This is a genomic window from Nocardioides sp. AN3, assembly GCF_054653495.1.
The window spans coordinates 486737-506141 of record NZ_BAAIGC010000001.1 but is presented as its reverse complement, the minus strand read 5'-3'; the positions used below and the strand labels follow the sequence as shown (position 1 = coordinate 506141).

General features: G+C 72.1%; 16 protein-coding genes. 2 read left to right on the top strand and 14 right to left on the bottom strand.

The window, feature by feature from the left end; genetic code table 11:
- Positions 1–107 precede the first annotated feature (107 nt).
- The 8 genes from rimI to glmS form a co-directional block, all read right to left on the bottom strand.
- Positions 108–554, bottom strand: a complete 447-nt coding sequence (gene rimI, locus ACYQ1K_RS02385) for a ribosomal protein S18-alanine N-acetyltransferase (RefSeq protein ID WP_459981046.1) — start codon at positions 552–554, stop codon at positions 108–110.
- Positions 555–564: 10 nt separating this feature from the next.
- The gene (tsaB, locus tag ACYQ1K_RS02380) at positions 565–1188 is read right to left on the bottom strand and encodes a tRNA (adenosine(37)-N6)-threonylcarbamoyltransferase complex dimerization subunit type 1 TsaB (protein ID WP_459981044.1); all 624 of its coding nucleotides are present in this window, start codon (positions 1186–1188) and stop codon (positions 565–567) included.
- Positions 1189–1345: 157 nt separating this feature from the next.
- A complete protein-coding gene (gene tsaE / locus ACYQ1K_RS02375) occupies positions 1346–2359 on the bottom strand; it encodes a tRNA (adenosine(37)-N6)-threonylcarbamoyltransferase complex ATPase subunit type 1 TsaE (protein ID WP_459981042.1) in 1014 nt (337 codons plus the stop codon).
- Entirely contained in the window at positions 2356–3396 is a 1041-nt protein-coding gene (locus ACYQ1K_RS02370; protein ID WP_459981039.1) for an alpha/beta fold hydrolase, read from the bottom strand. Before ACYQ1K_RS02370 ends, tsaE begins: the two co-directional genes overlap by 4 nt.
- 3 nt (positions 3397–3399) lie before the next feature.
- Entirely contained in the window at positions 3400–4554 is a 1155-nt protein-coding gene (gene alr / locus ACYQ1K_RS02365; RefSeq protein ID WP_459981037.1) for an alanine racemase, read from the bottom strand.
- Positions 4551–6572, bottom strand: coding sequence for an NAD(P)H-hydrate dehydratase (locus ACYQ1K_RS02360; protein ID WP_459981035.1), 2022 nt, complete (start codon positions 6570–6572; stop codon positions 4551–4553). The genes alr and ACYQ1K_RS02360 overlap by 4 nt, the downstream gene beginning before the upstream one ends.
- A gap of 136 nt (positions 6573–6708) precedes the next feature.
- Positions 6709–7059, bottom strand: a complete 351-nt coding sequence (locus ACYQ1K_RS02355; protein WP_459981032.1) for a holo-ACP synthase — start codon at positions 7057–7059, stop codon at positions 6709–6711.
- Positions 7056–8900 (bottom strand): glutamine--fructose-6-phosphate transaminase (isomerizing), encoded by a 1845-nt coding sequence (gene glmS / locus ACYQ1K_RS02350; protein ID WP_459981029.1) that lies wholly within the window; start codon positions 8898–8900, stop codon positions 7056–7058. The genes ACYQ1K_RS02355 and glmS overlap by 4 nt, the downstream gene beginning before the upstream one ends.
- Before the next feature lie 63 nt (positions 8901–8963).
- Between glmS and coaA the strand changes: the two genes are divergently transcribed.
- Complete coding sequence (gene coaA, locus ACYQ1K_RS02345) at positions 8964–9959, top strand: type I pantothenate kinase (RefSeq protein ID WP_459981027.1); 996 nt, start codon at positions 8964–8966, stop codon at positions 9957–9959.
- Positions 9960–10004: 45 nt separating this feature from the next.
- Here coaA and glmM read toward each other — a convergent pair whose 3' ends face one another.
- The 3 genes from glmM to rplM are packed head-to-tail and all read right to left on the bottom strand — an operon-like array spanning position 10005 to position 12346.
- Complete coding sequence (gene glmM, locus ACYQ1K_RS02340; RefSeq protein ID WP_459981025.1) at positions 10005–11366, bottom strand: phosphoglucosamine mutase; 1362 nt, start codon at positions 11364–11366, stop codon at positions 10005–10007.
- 12 nt (positions 11367–11378) lie between these two features.
- Complete coding sequence (rpsI, locus tag ACYQ1K_RS02335) at positions 11379–11879, bottom strand: 30S ribosomal protein S9 (protein ID WP_459981024.1); 501 nt, start codon at positions 11877–11879, stop codon at positions 11379–11381.
- Positions 11880–11902: 23 nt separating this feature from the next.
- Complete coding sequence (rplM, locus tag ACYQ1K_RS02330) at positions 11903–12346, bottom strand: 50S ribosomal protein L13 (protein ID WP_459981022.1); 444 nt, start codon at positions 12344–12346, stop codon at positions 11903–11905.
- 294 nt (positions 12347–12640) lie between these two features.
- Here rplM and ACYQ1K_RS02325 point away from each other — a divergent pair, with 294 nt between their 5' ends.
- Positions 12641–13930 carry a citrate synthase gene (locus ACYQ1K_RS02325; protein ID WP_459981020.1) on the top strand — a complete coding sequence of 430 codons (1290 nt, stop codon included), beginning with the start codon at positions 12641–12643 and terminating at the stop codon, positions 13928–13930.
- Between the two features lie 94 nt (positions 13931–14024).
- Here the strand turns inward: ACYQ1K_RS02325 and ACYQ1K_RS02320 are convergent, their stop codons facing one another.
- The 3 genes from ACYQ1K_RS02320 to ACYQ1K_RS02310 all read right to left on the bottom strand — a co-directional run bounded on the left by ACYQ1K_RS02320 (position 14025) and on the right by ACYQ1K_RS02310 (position 19355).
- Positions 14025–15329 carry a M1 family metallopeptidase gene (locus tag ACYQ1K_RS02320; protein WP_459981018.1) on the bottom strand — a complete coding sequence of 435 codons (1305 nt, stop codon included), beginning with the start codon at positions 15327–15329 and terminating at the stop codon, positions 14025–14027.
- Positions 15326–19159: a Pls/PosA family non-ribosomal peptide synthetase gene (locus tag ACYQ1K_RS02315; protein WP_459981016.1), complete on the bottom strand. Its 3834-nt coding sequence runs from the start codon at positions 19157–19159 to the stop codon at positions 15326–15328. Before ACYQ1K_RS02315 ends, ACYQ1K_RS02320 begins: the two co-directional genes overlap by 4 nt.
- Before the next feature lie 61 nt (positions 19160–19220).
- On the bottom strand, positions 19221–19355 hold the full coding sequence (locus ACYQ1K_RS02310; protein WP_459981014.1) for a hypothetical protein: 135 nt from the start codon (positions 19353–19355) through the stop codon (positions 19221–19223).
- Positions 19356–19405 lie beyond the last annotated feature (50 nt).

Sequence of the window (19405 nt, the reverse complement as noted above, 5' to 3'; positions counted from 1 at the left end):
GTGCCGTGACGCCACAGCGGGGTCGGGACCGGCGGCTCTCGCGACCGCCCACTGTCCCGGCGGAGGGGCGCGAGCGGCGGTGTCGCCTACGGCGCCAGCGGCAGCGCCTACGGCCCCAGCGGCAGCTCGAGCACGATCCCGTCGGTGCCGTCGCGGTAGTAGCGGGCTCGCCGGTCGATCTCGGCGAAGCCGGCGCTGGCGTAGAACGCGAGCGCGGGCGCGTTGGTCTCGCGGACCTCGAGCAGCAGGCGCTCGGCCCCCTCTGCGGCCGCCTGGTCGACCACCGTCGCCAGCAACGCACGCGCGTGCCCGTGCCGGCGGTACGACGAGCCGACGGCGATCCGCTGCAGCTCGGCGACCTCGAAGACGACGCTGAGGATCGCGTGTCCGACGATCTGCCCGCCGTGCTCGGCCACCAACAGCCGCACCGTGGGCAGCTCCCCCGTGACCGCGAGCCGCAGGTAGTCAGCCGTCCAGGCGTCGCCAGGGAAGCTGTCGAGCTCGAGCAGGGCGACCGCCTCGACGTCCTCGAGCGTCGCGGCGCGCACCGGCACGGGCGGCGGCCTAGGCCTGCCGCGCGACCGCGTCGGGCCGGCGCAGGTAGAGCGGCTCGGGATCGAGCAGTTCGGCCCGCTCCTCGGCGACCGTCCGCGCCAGCCAGCCGGCGCTGGGCCTGGCCGGCCCGACCGCGCGGGGGAAGTCAGCCGGATAGAGGAGCGCCCCCTCCCCCACGACCGGCTCGTCGGTGGCGAGTGAGGCCGGCTTGTCGACGACCGGGCCGGTCAGTCGCTCGCCTGCGGAGGTGTAGGTCGCGTGGTAGACCTCCTTGCGGCGGGCGTCCGTCGCGACGACGAACGGCCCGGTGACAGCGCCGGTCTCGACCGCCTCGATGGCCAGCACGTCGAGGGTGCAGACGGCGTAGACGGGAATCTGCAGCGCATATCCGAGCGTCCGTGCCGTCACGAGCCCGACGCGCAGACCGGTGAACGGACCTGGGCCGGCGCCGACCGCCACGGCGGACACGTCGTGCCGCTCCGCCTCGGCATCGCGCAGCACGCGCTCGATGAGGGGCGCGAGCTGCTCGCCGTGGCTCATGGTCCGCTCGGAGACCCGCTCGGCGACGACGTCGGTCTCGTCGTAGAGCGCGACGGTCACCTGCGGGGTGGCGGTGTCGAAGGCGAGCAGCATGGTCGATGTCTCCTTACTTCTCGCCGTCGCGAGCGGCGTCCAGCCCGTGCGCTGCCAAGGCGGAGGGGGCCGTGGCGGAGCCACGGCGACTGACGACGACGCAGCCAGCGTGCGTGATGGGCGCCGCGCAGCAGGCGATGGAGGAAGGAGACATGGCCTAGTGGGTGGCTCCCTCATGGCGCAGACCGGCGTCGACGGCCGGCCAGTCGACGTCGTGCCAGCGCGGGCCGACGGGCGTGATCTCCACGCGGCGCGGGTCGAGGTCGTCGGTGAGCTCGTCCACGGTCAGCGCCCGCAGGATCCGCACCTCCAGGCGCGACTCGGCGAGCCCCTCGGCGAGCCCCTCACCCCACTCCACGACGGTGACCGCGCGGTCGAGCTCGGCGTCGAGGTCGAGGTCGTCGAGCTCGGCCCGCGGGTCCCCACCACGAGATCCGGCGACGCCCAGCCGGTAGGCGTCGACGTGCACGAGGTCGGGACCGCCCACCTGCGAGGGGTGGACCCGCGCGATGACGAAGGTCGGCGACGTGACGGCGCCGCGGACGCCCAGGCCGGCGCCGAGCCCTTGGGTGAAGGTCGTCTTGCCCGCCCCCAGCTCGCCGGTGAGCACCAGCAGGTCGCCGGCCTGCAGCTGCGCAGCCAGCCGTTCACCGAGACCTCGCATGTCGTCCGGCTGCGGCACTTCCACGACGTGGGTGCGCAGCGGACGCCGCAGCTCGATGTTGGGACGACGACGGGCGATCTCGTGGAAGCCCTGGCGCTGCCAGAACCGCACGTTGCTCGGCAGCTCCTCGCGGGCGATGACGGTGAGATCGGCGAACTCCCCGTCGCGCCCGGCATGCTCGACCGCGGCGGCCACCATCGCGTGGGCGACACCGTGTCGCTGCACCTGGGGGCGGACGGCGAAGCGCCGCAGGTAGACCGTCCGTCCGACCGGGTCCATCACCAGCGTGCCCACCGGCCGGCCGTCCACGCTCGCGAGGAGGCCGCCGTACGGCGCGAGCCTGGCCGCCATCGTCTCCTCGGTCTCCGCCAGCGCGTCCGCCGGCGGATCGAGGGCCGGGCGTGCCCCGAACGCCTCCCGCACGATGTCGAGGACCGTGGGCGCCTCCTCCGGTCCGATCCGCCGGACGGTGACCGTCCCGAGGTCGGTCCCGACGTCGGCGCTCATCGGGTGCCCGCCGCGGAGGACGCCGCCGCGAGCAGCTGGTCGAGCGCGGCGTTGACCTGACCGTGGCGCTCCAGGAGGACCATGTGGCCGGCCCCCTCGCACTCCACGAGGGTCGAGCCCGGGATGCGGCTGTTCAGCTTGCGGCTGTGGCCGATCGAGGTCAGCCGGTCCGCCGTGCCGCAGATGATCGTCGTCGGCACCCTGCCCAGGATCTCGACGTGGTCGAACTTGTCGAACTCGCGGAACCCGGGGAAGAACTCCGCGACCACCTGGAACGGGGTCGCCGAGAGCATGTCGTCGACGAACTCGACGTAGCCCGCCGGCACCTCGTCGCCGAACGCGAACGCGTCGGTCAGCACCGTGGCGATCGATCGGCCTGCTCGGCGTACGCCGTCGACGGCCCGGTGCCCGCGGGCGAGCGTCCGGATGGTGCTGCCGGTGAGGCCGGCGCCGATCCGGCGCGGCACCACGGGGAAGAACAGGCGCGAAGGGTCGAGACCGCCGGCCGTGGTGGCGATGAGGGCGACGCCGGCGACCTTGCTCCCGAAGAGCTCGGGGTGCTGCTCGGCGAGGGCGACGATGGTCATGCCGCCCATCGAGTGGCCGACCAGCACGACCGGCCCGTCGGGGACGACGGCGTCGATGACGCTCTTGAGGTCGCAGGCGAGCTGGTCGATCGTGCCCTCGGCGATGGTGTCGCGACCGGAGCGACCGTGGGAGCGCAGGTCGTAGAAGACGGTGCGGACCAGACCGCGGAATGCGGCCCGCTGGAAGTGCCAGCAGTCGAGGTTCAGCGCGTAGCCGTGCACGAAGACGACCGTCAGCGCCGAGTCGGCCTCGTCGACCTCGACGTGCAGGGGCACGCCGTCATCCGCGATCACGGTGTGCGCTGGCGCGTGCAGGGACCCGAACGGCGCCGACTCCCCGTCGCGCCTCTCGATCACCCGGCGTCGCTGCGCCACCCTGATCGCAGCGCCTGCCGCCGCCAGTCCGGCCGCGCCGGCGACGGTGCCCGCGATGCGTGCGGTCACTCCCATGCGCTAGATCTCCCTCGTGCCGCCGACGCCGGGCTCGACGTCGCTGTCGACGGTTCGGCGGACCAGGCGTCCTCCGACACGGGTGACGATCTCGTAGCTGATCGTCCCGGTCGCCTCCGCCCAGTCCTGCGCGGTCGGCTCGCCCGCGGTCCCCGGCCCGAAGAGCACGACGGGGTCCCCGGGCTCCGGCTCGTCGCCGTCGAGGTCCACGACCACCTGGTCCATGCAGACGTTGCCCCGGATCGGTCGGCGCCGGCCCCCGACGAGGACCTCGCCGCGGTTCGCCGCGCTGCGGAGGATCCCATCGGCATAGCCCACCGGGACCAAGCCGAGCGTCGTGGGCTCCGGAGCCACCCAGAGCCCGTTGTAGGACACGGCGGCGCCCGCCTCGACGTGCTTGACGAGCGCTAGGTCGGCGCGGACCGTCATGGCCGGGCGCAGGTCGAGCTCGGGCGGGGTCAGCCCGGGGGCCGGGTCGAGACCGTACGACGCGATGCCGCACCTGACGAGGTCGAACCGGGAGCTCGGACGCAGGATCGCCGCGGCGCTGTTGGCGAGGTGACGGACCTCGGGGCGCAGGCCCGCCTCGTCGGTGACGTCGAGCGCCTCGCGGAAGAGCTTCTCCTGTGCCTCGTTGGCCGGGTCCTCGGGCACCTCGCTGCTGGCGAAGTGCGACCAGATGCCCGTGACGGTCCAGGCTCCGTCCTCCTCGCCTGCGCGAGCCCGGGCCACCAGCGCCGGCCAGTCGGCGGCGGTGGACCCGCCGCGGGACAGACCGGTGTCGATCTTGAGCTGCACCCGGGCGCGGCGCCCGGCGCGGGCCGCGGCCTCGGCGATCCGGTCGAGCTCGGTGACGGTGTAGGCGGTGATGTCGACCCCGCGGACGACCGCCGGCATGAGGTCGTCGCCGGGGACGGTGAGCCAGCACAGCAGCAGGCCGGCGTCGCCGTCGTCGCGCAGGGCGAGCGCCTCGTCGAGCGTCGCGACGCCCAGCCAGGGCGCACCTGCCTCCCGCGCGGCGCGGGCGCAGGCCAGCATGCCGTGGCCATAGCCGTCTGCCTTGACGACGACCATGACCGGCGTCGCGGTGAGGTCCCCGAGCCTGCGGACGTTGTGGCGGACCGCGGCGACGTCGACGACGATCTCCGCGCGGCTCATGTCCTCCAGTGTCTCACCGCGAGGCCGCGCACCACCGCGGGGATCGCGCGCGCCACGTCGGTCGCGGTGATCGGTCCGCCCTCGGCCGCCAGGGTGGCGGCGGCACCGTGGAGCCAGGAGCCGACGCTCGCGGCGTCGTACGGCGACAGCCCGGCCGCCAACAGGGAGCCGATGAGCCCGGACAGCACGTCGCCCGCGCCCGCGGTGGCCAGCCAGGAGGTGCCGGCCGTCGTGATGCGCACGCGTGGGCCGGCGACCACCGTGTGGCGGCCCTTGAGCAGCACGACGCATCCGTAGCGTTCTGCCGCCTCCCGCGCGTGCCGAAGCGGGGCCGCCTCGATCTGGCTCCGCTCGAGGCCGAGCATGGCGGCGAGCTCGCCGGCGTGCGGAGTCAGCACGGCCTGCGGGAGTGGGCCCGACACGTGGGCGAGGGCGTCGGCGTCGACGACGAGGGGGACGTCGTCCGCGACCGCCTCCTCCAGGTGCCGCGCAGCCTCGTCGCCTCCGCCGGGTCCGACGACCCACGCCTGCACCCGACCAGCGCCGACGACCTCCGGATGGTGCTGCTTGACGATCTCGGCCGCGCTGCCGAGGTAGCGGACCATGCCGGCCAGACCCGTGTTGGCGCCGGCGACGGCGAGCAGGGCCGCGCCCGGGTATGTCGTGCTGCCCGCGCGGACCCCGACCACGCCGCGGGTGTACTTCTGCGCGTCCGGACTCGGTCGCGGGAGAAGGCGCGCGACCTCGGCCTCTCCGAGAGCCTCGACCGGCGGGGGCGGCAGCTCGAGTCCGATGTCGACGAGCTCGACGACACCGCACGCCTGCGCGGCGGGATCGGCCAGGTGCGCGATCTTGTGGGTCCCGAACGTCACCGTGACGTCGGCGCGCAGGTGCATCCCGGCGCGCTCGCCCGTGTCGACGTCGAGGCCGCTCGGGACGTCGACCGCGACGAAGGGGATGGACTGGTTGATGGGGATGACCGCCTCCGCCACCCTCGACGGCAGCCCCGGTCGGCCCCCGATGCCGAGGACGCCGTCGACGACGAGATCGACCGACCCGGCCGACAGTGGCCGGGGCGCAGTGACGGTGCCGCCGGCACGGCGCAGGGCGGCGAGACCGGCCTCGTGGCAACGGTCGGCCAGCAACCAGGCCTCTACGGCCGCGCCGCGCCTGGCCAGCCGCGCGCCGGCGTACAGCGCGTCGCCGCCGTTGTCGCCGGGTCCGACCAGCAGGACGATCCGGCGACCGTAGACGCCGCCGAGGAAGTCGGCGATCACGGTGGCGAGCCCGGCCGCCGCGCGCTGCATCAGCGCACCGTGCGGCGAGGTCGCCATCAGGGCGGCCTCGGCCGTCCGCACCTGCTCGACGGTGTGCGCTGATCTCACGGGGGCCACGCTAGTGGTCGTCTCCGGGAGTTCGGCGGGCGTGGGCCGTGCTCCGCGTGCGTGCCTCGCAAGGCGGAGGAGCGAAGGCGGGCCGGCGGCCCGTCGAGCCTCCGACAACGAAGCGAGGTGCGTGCGCGGGGTGCGGGACACCCGGCGAACTCCCGGAGACGACCACTGACGATGGGCCCGGCCGGCGCCGGTGAAGGACTCCTCGTCGGTCACCTCGCGGACGACCTCCAGCCAGCTCGGGGGGTCGTCGGGCCGCTCGTCGCCGCCGTCGATCTCGGCCACGAGCGAGCCGTCGGGGAACGCGTCGACCGCAAGCGCGATCCCGCCCCTCTCGACGTGGTGACGACGCTTGCGGAGCGTCCGGCCAGGGAGCGCGCTCAGCGCCGCCCACTCGCCGTCGTCGAGGTAGAGCGTCGTGTGCGCGACCGTCCCCGGGCCGTCGCCGACCCGGATCTTCTGCCCGAGCTTGCGCACCGTCACGCCGTCGGTCGTCATTTCGCGCAGACGCAGGCGGGTGCCGTCGAGATAGCGGTCGACGATGTCCGAGACGCGGACGACGCCGTCAGGGATCGCCTCGACCAGGAACCGTCGCTCGCTCTCCAGCCGCGCGTACTTCGAGCTCATCCTCCGACCCTCTCAGACTCGGCCTGGCGGGGTAGTCCGGGACGTTTCCGACTATTACCGGCGAGTAGACCGTGGGGAACGTCCCGAACTACCCCCGGCTGACTCCCACAGGTCCGACCACCAGCCCTGACCGACGTCAGCCCTCGAGGACGACCATCGCGGACGCGATCCCGGCGTCATGGGAGAGCGAGAGGTGCACGCTGGTCACACCCAGCTCCTCCGCGCGCTCCTGCACGGTGCCACGCAGCTCGAAGCGGGGGCGCCCCGAGGCCTCGGAGACGACCTCGGCGTCGTGCCAGGCCAGTCCTGTCGGTGCACCGAGCGCCTTCGCGAGCGCCTCCTTCGCGGCGAACCGGGCCGCCAGCGAAGCCGGCGGGCGTGCCGCCTCGGCGGCGGTGAAGAGGCGCTCCCGGAGCCCCGGCGTGCGCTCGAGCGAGGTCGCGAACCGGTCGAGATCGCAGACGTCGATGCCGACGCCCACGATCATTCGACGGTCACCGACTTCGCGAGGTTGCGGGGCTGGTCGACGTCATGGCCCATCGCGGAGGCGAGCTCGCAGGCGAAGAGCTGCAGCGGGATGACGGCGACGAGCGGCTGGAGCAGCACCGGCACGCGGGGCAAGGTGATGAGGTCGTCGGCGTACGGCGCGATGCGCTCGTCGCCCTCCTCGGCCAGCACGATGGTGTGCGCGCCGCGGGCGCGCACCTCCTGGATGCCGGACAGCATCTTGTCGTGCAGCTGGTCGCGTCCCTGCGGGGGCACGATGCACAGCACCGGCAGGCCGGCCTCGACCAGCGCGATCGGCCCGTGCTTGAGCTCGCCGGCGGCGAACCCCTCGGCGTGGAGGTAGGCGAGCTCCTTGAGCTTGAGCGCACCCTCGAGCGCGACCGGGTATCCGGCGTGCCGACCCAGGAAGAGGAACGAACGGCTGTCGACGTGGTGTCGGGCGAGCGCGTAGATGTGGTCGGCCTTGGCGAGCACCTTCTCGATCTGGACCGGGATAGACTCGAGCTGCTCGACGACCTGGGTGATCTCGTCTCCGTACCGGGTGCCCTTCACCTGGGCGAGGTAGAGCGCGAGCAGGTAGCAGGCCACGAGCTGGGTGACGTAGCCCTTCGTCGAGGCGACACCGATCTCCGGGCCCGCGTGCATGTAGATGACGGCGTCGGACTCCCGCGGGATCGTCGAGCCGTTGGTGTTGCAGATGGCCAGCACCTTCGACCGCTGGGCGCGGGCGTGGCGGATGGCCTGGAGCGTGTCGGCGGTCTCGCCGGACTGCGAGATCGCGACGACCAGCGTCGAGTAGTCGACGATCGGGTCGCGGTAGCGGAACTCCGAGGAGAGCTCGACCTCGACGGGGATGCGGCACCAGTGCTCGATGGCGTACTTCGCGACCATCCCGGCGTAGAACGACGTCCCGGCGGCGATGATGATGATCTTGTCGATGTCGCGCAGCTCCTGGTCGGAGAGGCGCATCTCGTCGAGCTGCAGCCGGCCGTCCACGCCCCGGCGGCCCAGCAGCGCGTCGGCGACGGCCCGGGGCTGCTCGAAGATCTCCTTGCGCATGAACCAGTCGTGGCCGTCCTTCTGCGCCGCCGAGAGGTCCCAGTCGACGTGGTAGCGCCGGCCCTCGCTCGGCGTCCCGTCGAAGCCGGTGACCGCCACCGTCTCGGCGGTGATGGTGACGACCTGGTCCTGCCCCAGCTCGAGCGCGTCGCGCGTGTGCTCGATGAACGCGGCGACGTCGGAGCCGAGGAAGCTCTCGCCCTCCCCGATGCCGACGACGAGTGGGCTGTTGCGGCGCGCGCCCACGATGCGTGAGGGGTCGTGGGCGTCGACCGCCACGAACGTGAAGGCGCCCTCGAGCCGGCGGCAGACCTCCTGCATCGCGGTCGTGAGGTCAGCACCTGCCTCGACAGCGGCCTCGAGCAGGTGGGCGGCGACCTCGGTGTCGGTCTCCGAGAGCAGGACGTGGCCGGCCTGCTCGAGCTCGGCGCGCAGCTCGGCGAAGTTCTCGATGATGCCGTTGTGGACGAGGGCCACCCGGCCCGACGGGCCGAGGTGGGGGTGGGCGTTGTCGTCCGTCGGCCCACCGTGCGTGGCCCAGCGTGTGTGCCCGATGCCGGTCGTCGATGCGGGCAGCGGCTCGTCGGCCAGGGCCTTGTCGAGGTTGGCGAGCTTGCCAGCGCGCTTGCGGACGTCCAGCGCGCCGTCGGCGACGACGGCGATCCCGGCGGAGTCGTAGCCGCGGTACTCCATCCTGCGCAGTCCCTCGATGACGGTGCCCTCGGACTGCTGCTTCCCGACGTAGCCGACGATCCCGCACATGGTGGGCGAGTCTACGGGGGCCCTGGCACGCCTCCCGGACCCCGACTGGAACAATGGCGTCCCATGACCTCGACGGAGGCCCGGCTCGGAGACGCGCCGAACGGCCACGGCAGCAACGAGGGTGAGGCGTCGCCCTATCTCGAGCTGAGCCGGGAGGCCTGGGCCGAGCTGGGCAACGAGACGGTGAGCCCGCTGTCGGCCGAGGAGCTGGAGCGGCTGCGCGGTCTCGGCGACAACATCGACCTGACCGAGGTCGAGCAGGTCTACCTGCCGCTGTCCCGGCTGCTGTCGCTCTACGTGTCCTCCGCCGGCGCACTGCACCGCGAGCAGGAGGAGTTCCTGCACCGGCGCACGCCGCCGCGCACCCCCTTCGTGATCGGACTCGCCGGCTCGGTCGCCGTCGGCAAGTCCACGACCGCCCGCGTGCTGCAGCAGATGCTGGCCCACTGGCCCGAGCACCCCAACGTCTCGCTCATCACCACCGACGGCTTCCTCTACCCCAACGCCGAGCTCGAGCGCCGCGGGCTGATGCAGCGCAAGGGCTTCCCGGAGTCCTACGACCGCCGCGCCCTGCTGAAGTTCGTCGTCGACATCAAGTCGGGCAAGGAGGAGGTCGAGGCGCCGACGTACTCCCACCTCGTCTACGACGTCGTCCCCGACGAGAAGGTCGTCATCAAGTCTCCGGACATCGTCATCATCGAGGGCCTCAACGTGCTCCAGCCCGCCGGTGTGCGTGAGGACGGCCGCACCGGCCTCGGTCTGTCGGACTTCTTCGACTTCTCCGTGTACGTCGACGCCGGGACCGCGCACATCCGCGAGTGGTACGTCGAGCGGTTCCTGCGCCTGCGCGAGACGGCGTTCCGCGACCCGCACTCCTACTTCCGCAAGTACGCCGCGCTCAGCCGTGACGAGGCCGTCGCCGAGGCGATGCGGATCTGGGACTCCATCAACGGCCCGAACCTGCAGCAGAACGTGCTCCCCACGCGCTCACGCGCGACCCTGGTCCTGCGCAAGGACAAGGACCACTCCGTGCGCTACGTGCGGCTGCGCAAGCTCTGAGCTCGCCTTGTGAGTGTGACAGTGACCCAGGGGTCACTCTCCCACTCACAAGGCGAGGCGGTCCCGTACGACGCCCGCGAGCCGCTCGGCGACGGTGCTGGCGACCTCGGCGGTGGGCGCTTCGACCATCACTCGCACCAGCGGCTCGGTGCCGGACGGACGGAGCAGCACGCGGCCGGTCTCACCCAGCCGCGCCTCCTCGGCCGCGACCGCGGCGAGCAGCTCGACGTCGTCGCAGCGGGACTTGTCGACGTCGGGCACGTTGACGAGCACCTGGGGGAAGCGCGTGACGACCGAGGCCAGCTCGGCGAGGCTGGCGCCGGTAGCGGTCATCCGTGCGGCGACGTGCAGCGCGGTGAGGATGCCGTCCCCGGTGGTGGCGTGCTCGCTCATGATGACGTGGCCCGACTGCTCACCGCCGAGCGAGTAGCCACCGGCGCGCATCTCCTCGAGCACGTAGCGGTCGCCGACCGCCGTGGTGCGCAGATCGATGCCCGCCGCGCCCATCGCCTGACGCAGGCCGAGGTTGCTCATCACGGTGGCCACGAGCGTCGACGACGCCAGCCGGCCCTTCTCGCGCATCGCGAGAGCCAGGATGGCCATGATCTGGTCGCCGTCGACCAGCGTGCCGGACGCGTCGACGGCCAGGCAGCGGTCAGCGTCCCCATCGAACGCGAAGCCGGCGTCGGCCCCGTGCTCGAGGACCGCCTTCTGCAGCTGCTCGGGGTGGGTCGAGCCACAGCCGTCGTTGATGTCGTCGCCCTGAGGCGTGTTGTTGATCGCGATCACCGTGGCGCCGAGCTCCTCGAAGGCACGAGGGCCGGCCACGGACGCGGCCCCCTGCGCGCAGTCCAGGACGACCGTCAGCCCGGCGAGCGTGCCCTCCCCCGACATCGGGCCCAGCGTGGCGGCCAGGTGGTCGGCGTACTCCTCGACGGCGCTCTCCCGCCCGCTGATCCGCCCGACGGCGGCCCCGATCGGATGGTCGAAGGGCTGCCCGAGCCGCGCCTCGATGGCGTCCTCGACGGCGTCGTCGAGCTTGTGCCCGCCGCGCGCGAGGAACTTGATGCCGTTGTCGGGCATCGGGTTGTGGGAGGCGGTGATGACGACGCCGAGGTCGGCGCCCAGCTCGGCGGTCAGGTAGGCGATGCCGGGCGTCGGGATCACCCCGAGGTCGACGACGTCGACGCCGGCCGAGGCCAGCCCGGCCGCGACGGCGGCCTGGAGGAACTGCCCCGAGAGGCGCGGGTCGCGTCCGACGACCGCGAAGGGCCGGTGCCCCTCGAACTGGCCGGCGTCGGCGAGCACCTGCGCCGCAGAAACAGCGAGGTCCAGGGCCAGCGAAGCGGTGAGGGTGTCACCGTTCGCCAGGCCCCGGACCCCGTCGGTGCCGAAAAGGCGAGCCATGCAGACCGAAGATCAGCGCTTGCTGAACTGCGAGGCCTTGCGGGCCTTCTTGAGCCCGGCCTTCTTGCGCTCGACGACGCGGGCGTCGCGGGTGAGCAGGCCTGCCTTCTTGAGGGTCGGGCGGTTGGCCTCGACATCGACGGCGTTCAGCGCACGCGCCACGCCCAGGCGCAGCGCACCGGCCTGACCGGTGATGCCGCCGCCGTGGATGCGGGCGATCACGTCGAAGCGGCCCTCGAGCTGGAGCGCGGCGAACGGCTCGGCAGCGACCTGGCGGTGCAGCGCGTTCGGGAAGTACTCCTCGAGCGCACGGCCGTTGATGGTCCACACGCCGGTGCCCGGCACGATGCGGACGCGGGCGACGGCCTCCTTGCGGCGGCCGGTGGCGCCGGCGGGCGCGATGGTCGCCGGACGGGCCGGGGTGTCGGCGGACGGGGCGCTCTCCGAGGTGTAGGCGACGCCCTGCTCGTCGGTCTCGTAGGTCTCCTCGACCTCAGTGGTGTTCTCAGACACGAAAGTTCCTTAAGCCTCGACGATTACTGGGAGATCTGCTTGATCTCGAACGGGACGGCCTTCTGAGCCTGGTGGGGGTGCGTCGGGCCGGAGTAGACCTTGAGCTTCTTCAGCATCTGCCGACCGAGCTTGTTCTTCGGGAGCATGCCCCACACGGCCTTCTCGATCGCCTTGCGAGCATCCGTGTCGAGGATCTCGCCGATCGGGGTGGCCGTCAGACCGCCCGGGTAACCGGAGTGGCGGTAGGCGAACTTCGTGGTCCGCTTCGTGCCGGAGAGGGAGACCTTCTCGGCGTTGATGACGATGACGAAGTCACCGGTGTCCGCGTTGGGGGCGAAGATCGCCTTGTGCTTGCCGCGGAGCAGGTTCGCGACCTGCACCGACAGACGGCCGAGACGGACGTCGGTCGCGTCGATCACGTGCCAGGCGCGCTCGATGTCGCCCGGCTTCGGAGCATAGGTGCCCACGATGTGCCTCATTCGTTCGTTGGGCCTCCCCGACGGCTGTCGCGGAGGTGTGCCCGCCTCTCGACGGAGCGCTCGTGACTTCTGACGAACACGGCCCGGCTCAGCGTCAAGCTGTCCGGGACTGCCCCTCGACCGTGGGTGGCCGGGAAGCGGCAGGAGTCACGACCGAACAAGGTTACGGGCCGCTCACACAGCCGGTCAAAACGGCGTACGCCGCGCTGCCGCCACCCCAGTCCTCTCACGTGACGGGCACCCGCTTACAGCATCGCGACGGCTGAGGCTAAGTTTGAGGCCGTGACTGATTCTCTCACCGTCCGCGACAACCGCACCGGACAGGAGTACGACGTTCCGATCGTCGACGGCGCCATCAAGGCCGCCGACATCGGCAAGATCAAGGCCGGCGAGGACGAGCCGGGCCTGGCCGTCTACGACCCCGGTTTCGTCAACACCGCCTCCTGCCGCAGCTCGGTGACCTACATCGACGGTGACAAGGGCGTGCTGGAGTACCGCGGGTACCCCATCGAGCAGCTCGCCGAGCAGTCGAACTTCCTCGAGGTCGCCTACCTGCTGATCCACGGCTCGCTGCCGTCCAAGGACGAGTACGACCTGTGGGTGCACAACATCACCTACCACACGTTCGTGCACGAGAACGTGAAGGGCTTCATGGAGGGCTTCCGCTACGACGCGCATCCCATGGGGATGCTGATGGCGTCGGTGGGGGCCCTCTCGACGTTCTACCCCGAGTCGCGCAACATCGGTGACGCCGACAACCGTGCTATCCAGATCATCCGCATGATCGCCAAGATGCCGACCCTCGGCGCCTGGTCCTTCCGCCACGCCCAGGGCAAGCCGTATGTCTACCCCGACAACTCGCTGACCTACACCGAGAACTTCCTCTCGATGCTGTTCAAGATGAGCGAGCCCCGCTACGAGGCCGACCAGCGCCTGGTCAAGGCCCTCGACACCCTCTTCATCCTCCACGCCGACCACGAGCAGAACGCCTCGGCCAACGCCGTGCGCTCGGTCGGCTCGACCCAGGTCGACCCCTACTCCGCCGTGGCCGCCGGTGTCGGCGCCCTCTACGGTCCACTGCACGGCGGCGCCAACGAGGCCGTCCTGCGGATGCTCAAGCGGATCGGCAGCAAGTCCGAGATCCCCGCCTTCATCGAGGGTGTGAAGAACGGCAACGAGAAGCTGATGGGCTTCGGCCACCGGGTCTACAAGAACTACGACCCGCGCGCCAAGATCATCAAGAAGGCCTGCGACGACGTCTTCGAGGTCACCGGGGTCAACCCGCTCCTCGAGATCGCCCAGGAGCTGGAGAAGATCGCCCTCGAGGACGAGTACTTCGTCAAGCGACGCCTCTACCCCAACGTCGACTTCTACTCCGGCCTGATCTATGAGGCCTTCCAGTTCCCGCCGGAGATGTTCACCGTCCTCTTCGCCATCGGACGCACCCCCGGCTGGCTCGCGCAGTGGCTCGAGCTGACGCAGGACAAGGAGCAGAAGATCGCCCGCCCGAAGCAGATCTACACGGGTGCTCGTCAGCTGACCTACACCCCCGCAGAGCAGCGCTGGGCCTGACCCGGACGCCGAACGGACGCAGATGAGGGCGGGGGCGGGTGACGAGTCGCGACTCGTCACCCGCCCCCGCGGTCATCTGCGTCCGTTCGGCGTCTCAGAGGTCCGGCAGGTCCGTCTTCCGCAGCCAGGCGTCGAAGAGCTGTGACAGGTCCTCGCCGGCGATGTCGGCCGCCAGCGCCTCGAAGTCGGCCGTGGTGACCGAGCCGGCCCGGTGCCGGGCGACCCACTCGCGCAGCAGCGTGAAGAACGCCCCGTCGCCGATGCGCGACCGCAGCACGTGCAGCGTCAGCGCGCCGCGCTTGTAGACGCGGTCGTCGAACATCAGCTCAGGCCCGGGGTTGGCCAGCAGCAGGTCCTCGGGGAGCTTGCGGAGGCGGCCGTGATGGTCGCGGGCGAGCTCGTCGGTCGTGCGCAGACCGGCCGCCTGCGACCACAGCCACTCGGCATAGCAGGCGAAGCCCTCGTGCAGCCAGATGTCCTTCCACTCCCGCAGCGTCAGCGTGTTGCCGAACCACTGGTGGGCCAGCTCGTGGGCGACGAGCCGGTTCGTGTGCCAGTCGGGGTCCAGGTAGTTGCGCCCGAACGTCGACAGCGACTGCGACTCCAGCGGGATCTCCAGGTCGTCGTCGGTCACCACGGCGGTGTAGGTCGGAAAGGGATAGGGCCCGAAAAGCTCGACGTACGTCGCCATCATCTCGGCCTGCCGCCCGAACGCCGGCTCCCAGTCGGCGCCCGGGGGCACCGCCAGGATGATCGGCACGCCCGCCGGTCCCGCCTCTGGGCGGACCAGCTCGTAGCGGCCGATCTGGACGGTCGCGAGGTAGGTCGCCATCGGCTCGAGCTGCTCGTAGCGCCAGGTCTCCCCGCTCCCGCGCCGTGTCCGTGAGACGAGCGTGCCGTTGCTGACGACCGTGTAGTTGGTCGCGGTCGTCACCGTGATCACGTACGACGCCTTGTCGGAGGGCCGGTCGTTGCAGGGGAACCAGGTGGGTGCCCCGTGAGGCTGCCCGGCGACGATGACGCCGTCGGCGAGCTCCTCCCATCCGGCATCGCCGTGATGGCGCACGACGAGCGGCTTCGGCCGGCCTGCGTACTTCACACTGAGGGTGAAGCTCTGACCCGGCTCGAGCGGGCGGCGCAGGGTGAGGATGAGTCGGTGGTCGCGGTGGGCCCAGCGCGCCGGAGGCCTGCCGTCGACGGTGACCTTCTGCACCTGCAGGTAGGCGAGGTCGAGGACGAGGCGGGAGGTCTCCTGCTCGGCGACCCCGCGCACGACGGCGGTGCCGGAGATCCGGTTGCCGACGAGGTCGTAGGCGAGGTCGAGGTCGTAGTGCTCGGCGCTCCAGGAGAGGTCGCCGTGACCCGGCAGGTAGGGGTCGGCCGTGGGATGAGCGGTCATCCCTCGACCCACGGGCCGATCGGGTTGCCGATCCAGCTGGTCCCGTCCGGCACCGACTCGCCCCTCATCACCAACGACACGGGTCCGACCGTAGCGTGACGACCGAGCGTCGCTGCGGGAAGGATGACGCTGTTGGGTCCGAGTGTCGCGCCCCGACGCAGCGTGACGGTGTCGAGCGAGAGCAGCCGGTCGTGGAAGAGATGGGTCTGCACGACGGTGCCGGAGTTGACCGTCGCACCGTCGCCGAGACTGACCAGGTCGGTCTCGGGCAGCCAGTAGCTCTCGCACCACACCCCGCGTCCGATCGATGCGCCCATCGCCCGGAACCACCACGTGATCAGCGGACTGCCCGCGGCGCGGCGCGCGAACCACGGTGCCGCGAGCACCTCGACGAAGGTGTCGGCGAGCTCGTTGCGCCAGACGAACGAGCTCCACAGCGGGTGGCCACCGGGCCGGATGCGGCCGACCAGCAGCCACTTCGCCACCACCGTGACGGCCGCCGCGAGGACGCCGGCGACGGCCAGGATCGGGCCCCCGAGGAGCAGCGAGACCCACCAGGCGCTCTTGTCCGCGAGAGAAAGGAGCGTGATCCCGACCGCCGCGTAGAGCGCGACCGCGAGGCTCGCCGGGACGAGGCGGCACAGCTCGATGAGGGCCCGCGCCACCCGCAGAGTCGCCGGCGGAGCATAGGTGCGGTCGGCGTCCTGCGCCTCCACGGTGCGACGCAAGGGCGCCGGCGGGCTGCCGAGCCAGGACTCTCCGGCGTGTGCCTTCTTGCGGCGCGGGGCGGCGCTGAGCACCGCGACGAGCGAGGCCTTCGGGACCTTGCGCCCGGGCGCGGCCATGCCGGAGTTGCCGACGAAGGCCCGCTTGCCGATCTTGACGCGCTCGACGCGCACCCAGCCGCCGCCGAGCTCGTAGCCTCCGATGAGGGTGTCGTCGGCGAGGAACGACTCGTCGTTGACCTGCGTGAGACTCGGGACCAGGAGCACGGTCGAGGCCTCGACGTGCTTGCCGATCCGCGCGCCGAGCAGCCGCAGCCACAGCGGCGTGAGCAGGGAGGAGTAGAGCCCGAAGAGCCACGTGCGAGCATCGTCGAGCACCCGCACGGTCGCCCAGATCGCGATCCCCGCCAGGCTCCGCACCGGGTGGACGCCCGGCCGGATCATGATGCCGGCGACCCGGACCACGACCAGGATCGCCGCCGCGAGGAACGCGTAGCCGGCGAGCAGGCCGAGCCAGGACCACCACAGGAGGGCGAACGCCTCGGGCCAGGAGCCGGGGCGCCCAGCGGCCCCGAGGACGGCGACGGCACCCACGCCGACGGCCAGCACGGGCAGGAGGCCCAGCACGACGGCCACGGCGACGTACGCCGCCACCCACCAGCGCGACCTCTCGACCCGGTCCCGCCAGGGTCCACGCGCGTCTCCCGAGAGCCGGGCGGCCGGCGAGCCCGACCAGTACTCACCGGGCGGCACCTCGCCGAAGACGGCCGAGCCCGGGGCGATCTCGGCGTCGGCTCCGACGTCGGCCCCCGGACAGAGCATCGACCGAGCTCCGATCCGCGCGCGGGCGCCGACGCGGACCGGCCCCACCCGGACCGTGTCCCCGTCGATCCAGTAGCCCGACAGGTCGACCTCAGGCTCGACCGAGCAGCCGCGCCCGAGCGTCAGCAGGCCGGTCACCGGCGGGATCGAGTGCAGGTCGACGTCGCGCCCGACCGTCGCGCCGAGGAGCCGGGCGTACCACGTCGTGAACGGCGCACCGGCGAGGCCGGTCGCGCCGAGCTCGTCCGCGGCGTGGCCGGCGAGCCACAGGCGCAGGTGGACCTTGCCGCCGCGGGGGTAGTCACCAGGTCCGACGCCGCGCAGCAGCGACCGCGCGACGGCGGCGGCCAGCAGCATGCGACCCGGTGGCAGGAGGAACACGAGCGCCCCGACGAGGACGGCCCCCAGCGCCGGCTGCGGCAGCAGGTCGATGCCGGCGGCATGCCCCACCAGCGACGCGATCGCGATCCACGTCAGCCAGCGCGGCACCGCCAGGCTCCGGAGCAGCAGACCCGCCGCGACCTGGGCGGCCTGGGTCTTGCGCGGGACCGCCGGCACCTCCCGATCGCTGGCCGGCCCGGCCTCGGTGAGCTGGTCGAGGAAGTCGCCCAGGCGGCCGACGGTCGGCTGCTCGTAGATGTCGCCCATGGCGACCTCCGGGAAGCGCGTCCGCAGGCGCGAGACCATCTGCGCCGCGGTGAGGCTGCCGCCGCCCAGGTCGAAGAAGTCGTCGCCCAGCCCCTTGACCTCGGCGCCGAGGATGTCGAGCCACAGCTCGGCGATCCAGCCCGCCGTGCCGCCCAGCCCGCTCTCGCTGCTCGAGCGGGGCAGCGGCCACGGCAGGGCGTCCCGGTCCACCTTGCCGCTGGTGCGGGTCGGCATGGTCTCGACGACGGCCAGGCGAGGCACCAGCGCCGCCGGCAGCTCCTCGCGCAGCAGGGCGACGGCCTTGCCCGGGTCGAACCCGCCCTCGACCGTCACATAGCCCACCAGCAGCTGGTTCCCCGCAGACGTCCGTCGCACTGCTGCGGCGGCGCTCTGCACGCCGTTTAGCTGCAGCAGGGCGCTGTCGATCTCGCCGAGCTCGATGCGGCGCCCGCCGAGCTTGACCTGGTCGTCGGCGCGGCCGCCGAAGAGCAGCCCGACCGGGTCGCGCACCACGAGGTCGCCCGACCGGTAGGCCCGGTCCCATCCCAGGGTCGGCATGGGCGCGTACTTCTCGGCGTCCTTCGCCGGGTCGAGGTAGCGCGCCAGGCCGACGCCGCCGATGATCAGCTCGCCGGTCTCGCCGTCGGCGACCGGCATCTGGGTGCGCGGGTCGACGACCGCCAGGTCCCAGCCGTCGAGCGGGAGGCCGATGCGCACCATCCCCTCGCCAGTCATCAGCGCCCCGCAGGCCACCACGGTCGCCTCGGTCGGCCCGTAGGTGTTCCACACCTCCCGTCCGGGCGCCTGGAGCCGCGCGGCGAGCTCCGGCGGGCAGGCCTCGCCGCCCATGATGAGCAGCCGCACCCGCTCCAGTGCCTCCGGCGGCCACAGGGCGACCAGCGTCGGCACCGTCGAGACGATCGTGATCTGGTTGGCGACCAGCCACGGCCCGACGTCGACGCCGCTGCGCACCAGCGCCCGGGGAGCCGGCACCAGGCAGGCGCCGTACCGCCAGGCGAGCCAGATCTCCTCGCAGCTGGCGTCGAAGGCCACCGACAGGCCCGCCATCACCCGGTCCCCCACGCCGACCGGTGCGTCCCGCAGGAAGAGCGCGGACTCCGCGTCGACGAAGGCGGCGCCGCTGCGGTGCGTCACGGCGACGCCTTTGGGGGTGCCGGTGGAGCCGGAGGTGAAGATCACCCAGCAGTCGTCGTCGGGCGTCGGGTCCTGCGGCTCGCGAGCGGCTCGCGGGCGGCGTACGTCGACCGCCAGCTCGTTGCCGATGACGGCCGCGACGTCGGCCTCGCCGAAGACCAGCCGGGCCCTCTCGTCGGGGTCGTCCGCGTCGACCGGCACATAGGCGGCGCCCGCCAGCAGGATGCCCAGGATCGCGACGTAGAGGTCGGTCGTCCCGCTACTGACCCGGACGCCGACCTTGTCGCCGGGGCCCACACCGACGGCGTTCAGCTCGGCCGCGAGCCCGTCGGCGGCCTCCTCGAGCTCGCCGTAGGTGAGGACCCCGTTGCCCGCATCGACCGCGGGCTCGTCCGCCGCCTGCTCGACGGTCGAGCGGAAGATGTCGACGAGCGTGCGGGGCGGCGGGGCCCACGCGGATCGCAGCAGCGGGTCGGTCACGCAACGACCCTTTCGAAGTCAGGTGAACAGGCGATGTCCTGACACGCGGTCACGGCTCACCTCACGACGAGCGCAGCTCACGCTCGATGATCTTGCCGGTCGGGTTGCGCGCCAGCGCATCGAGCACGACCACCGAGGTCGGGCACGTGCCGTGGGCGAGGCGGTCGTCAACGAACGTCAGGGCGGGGGCTCCCATGGCCTGAGTGTGACGTAGCGCACTTAGCGCTACAAGGACCGGTCGGCAAC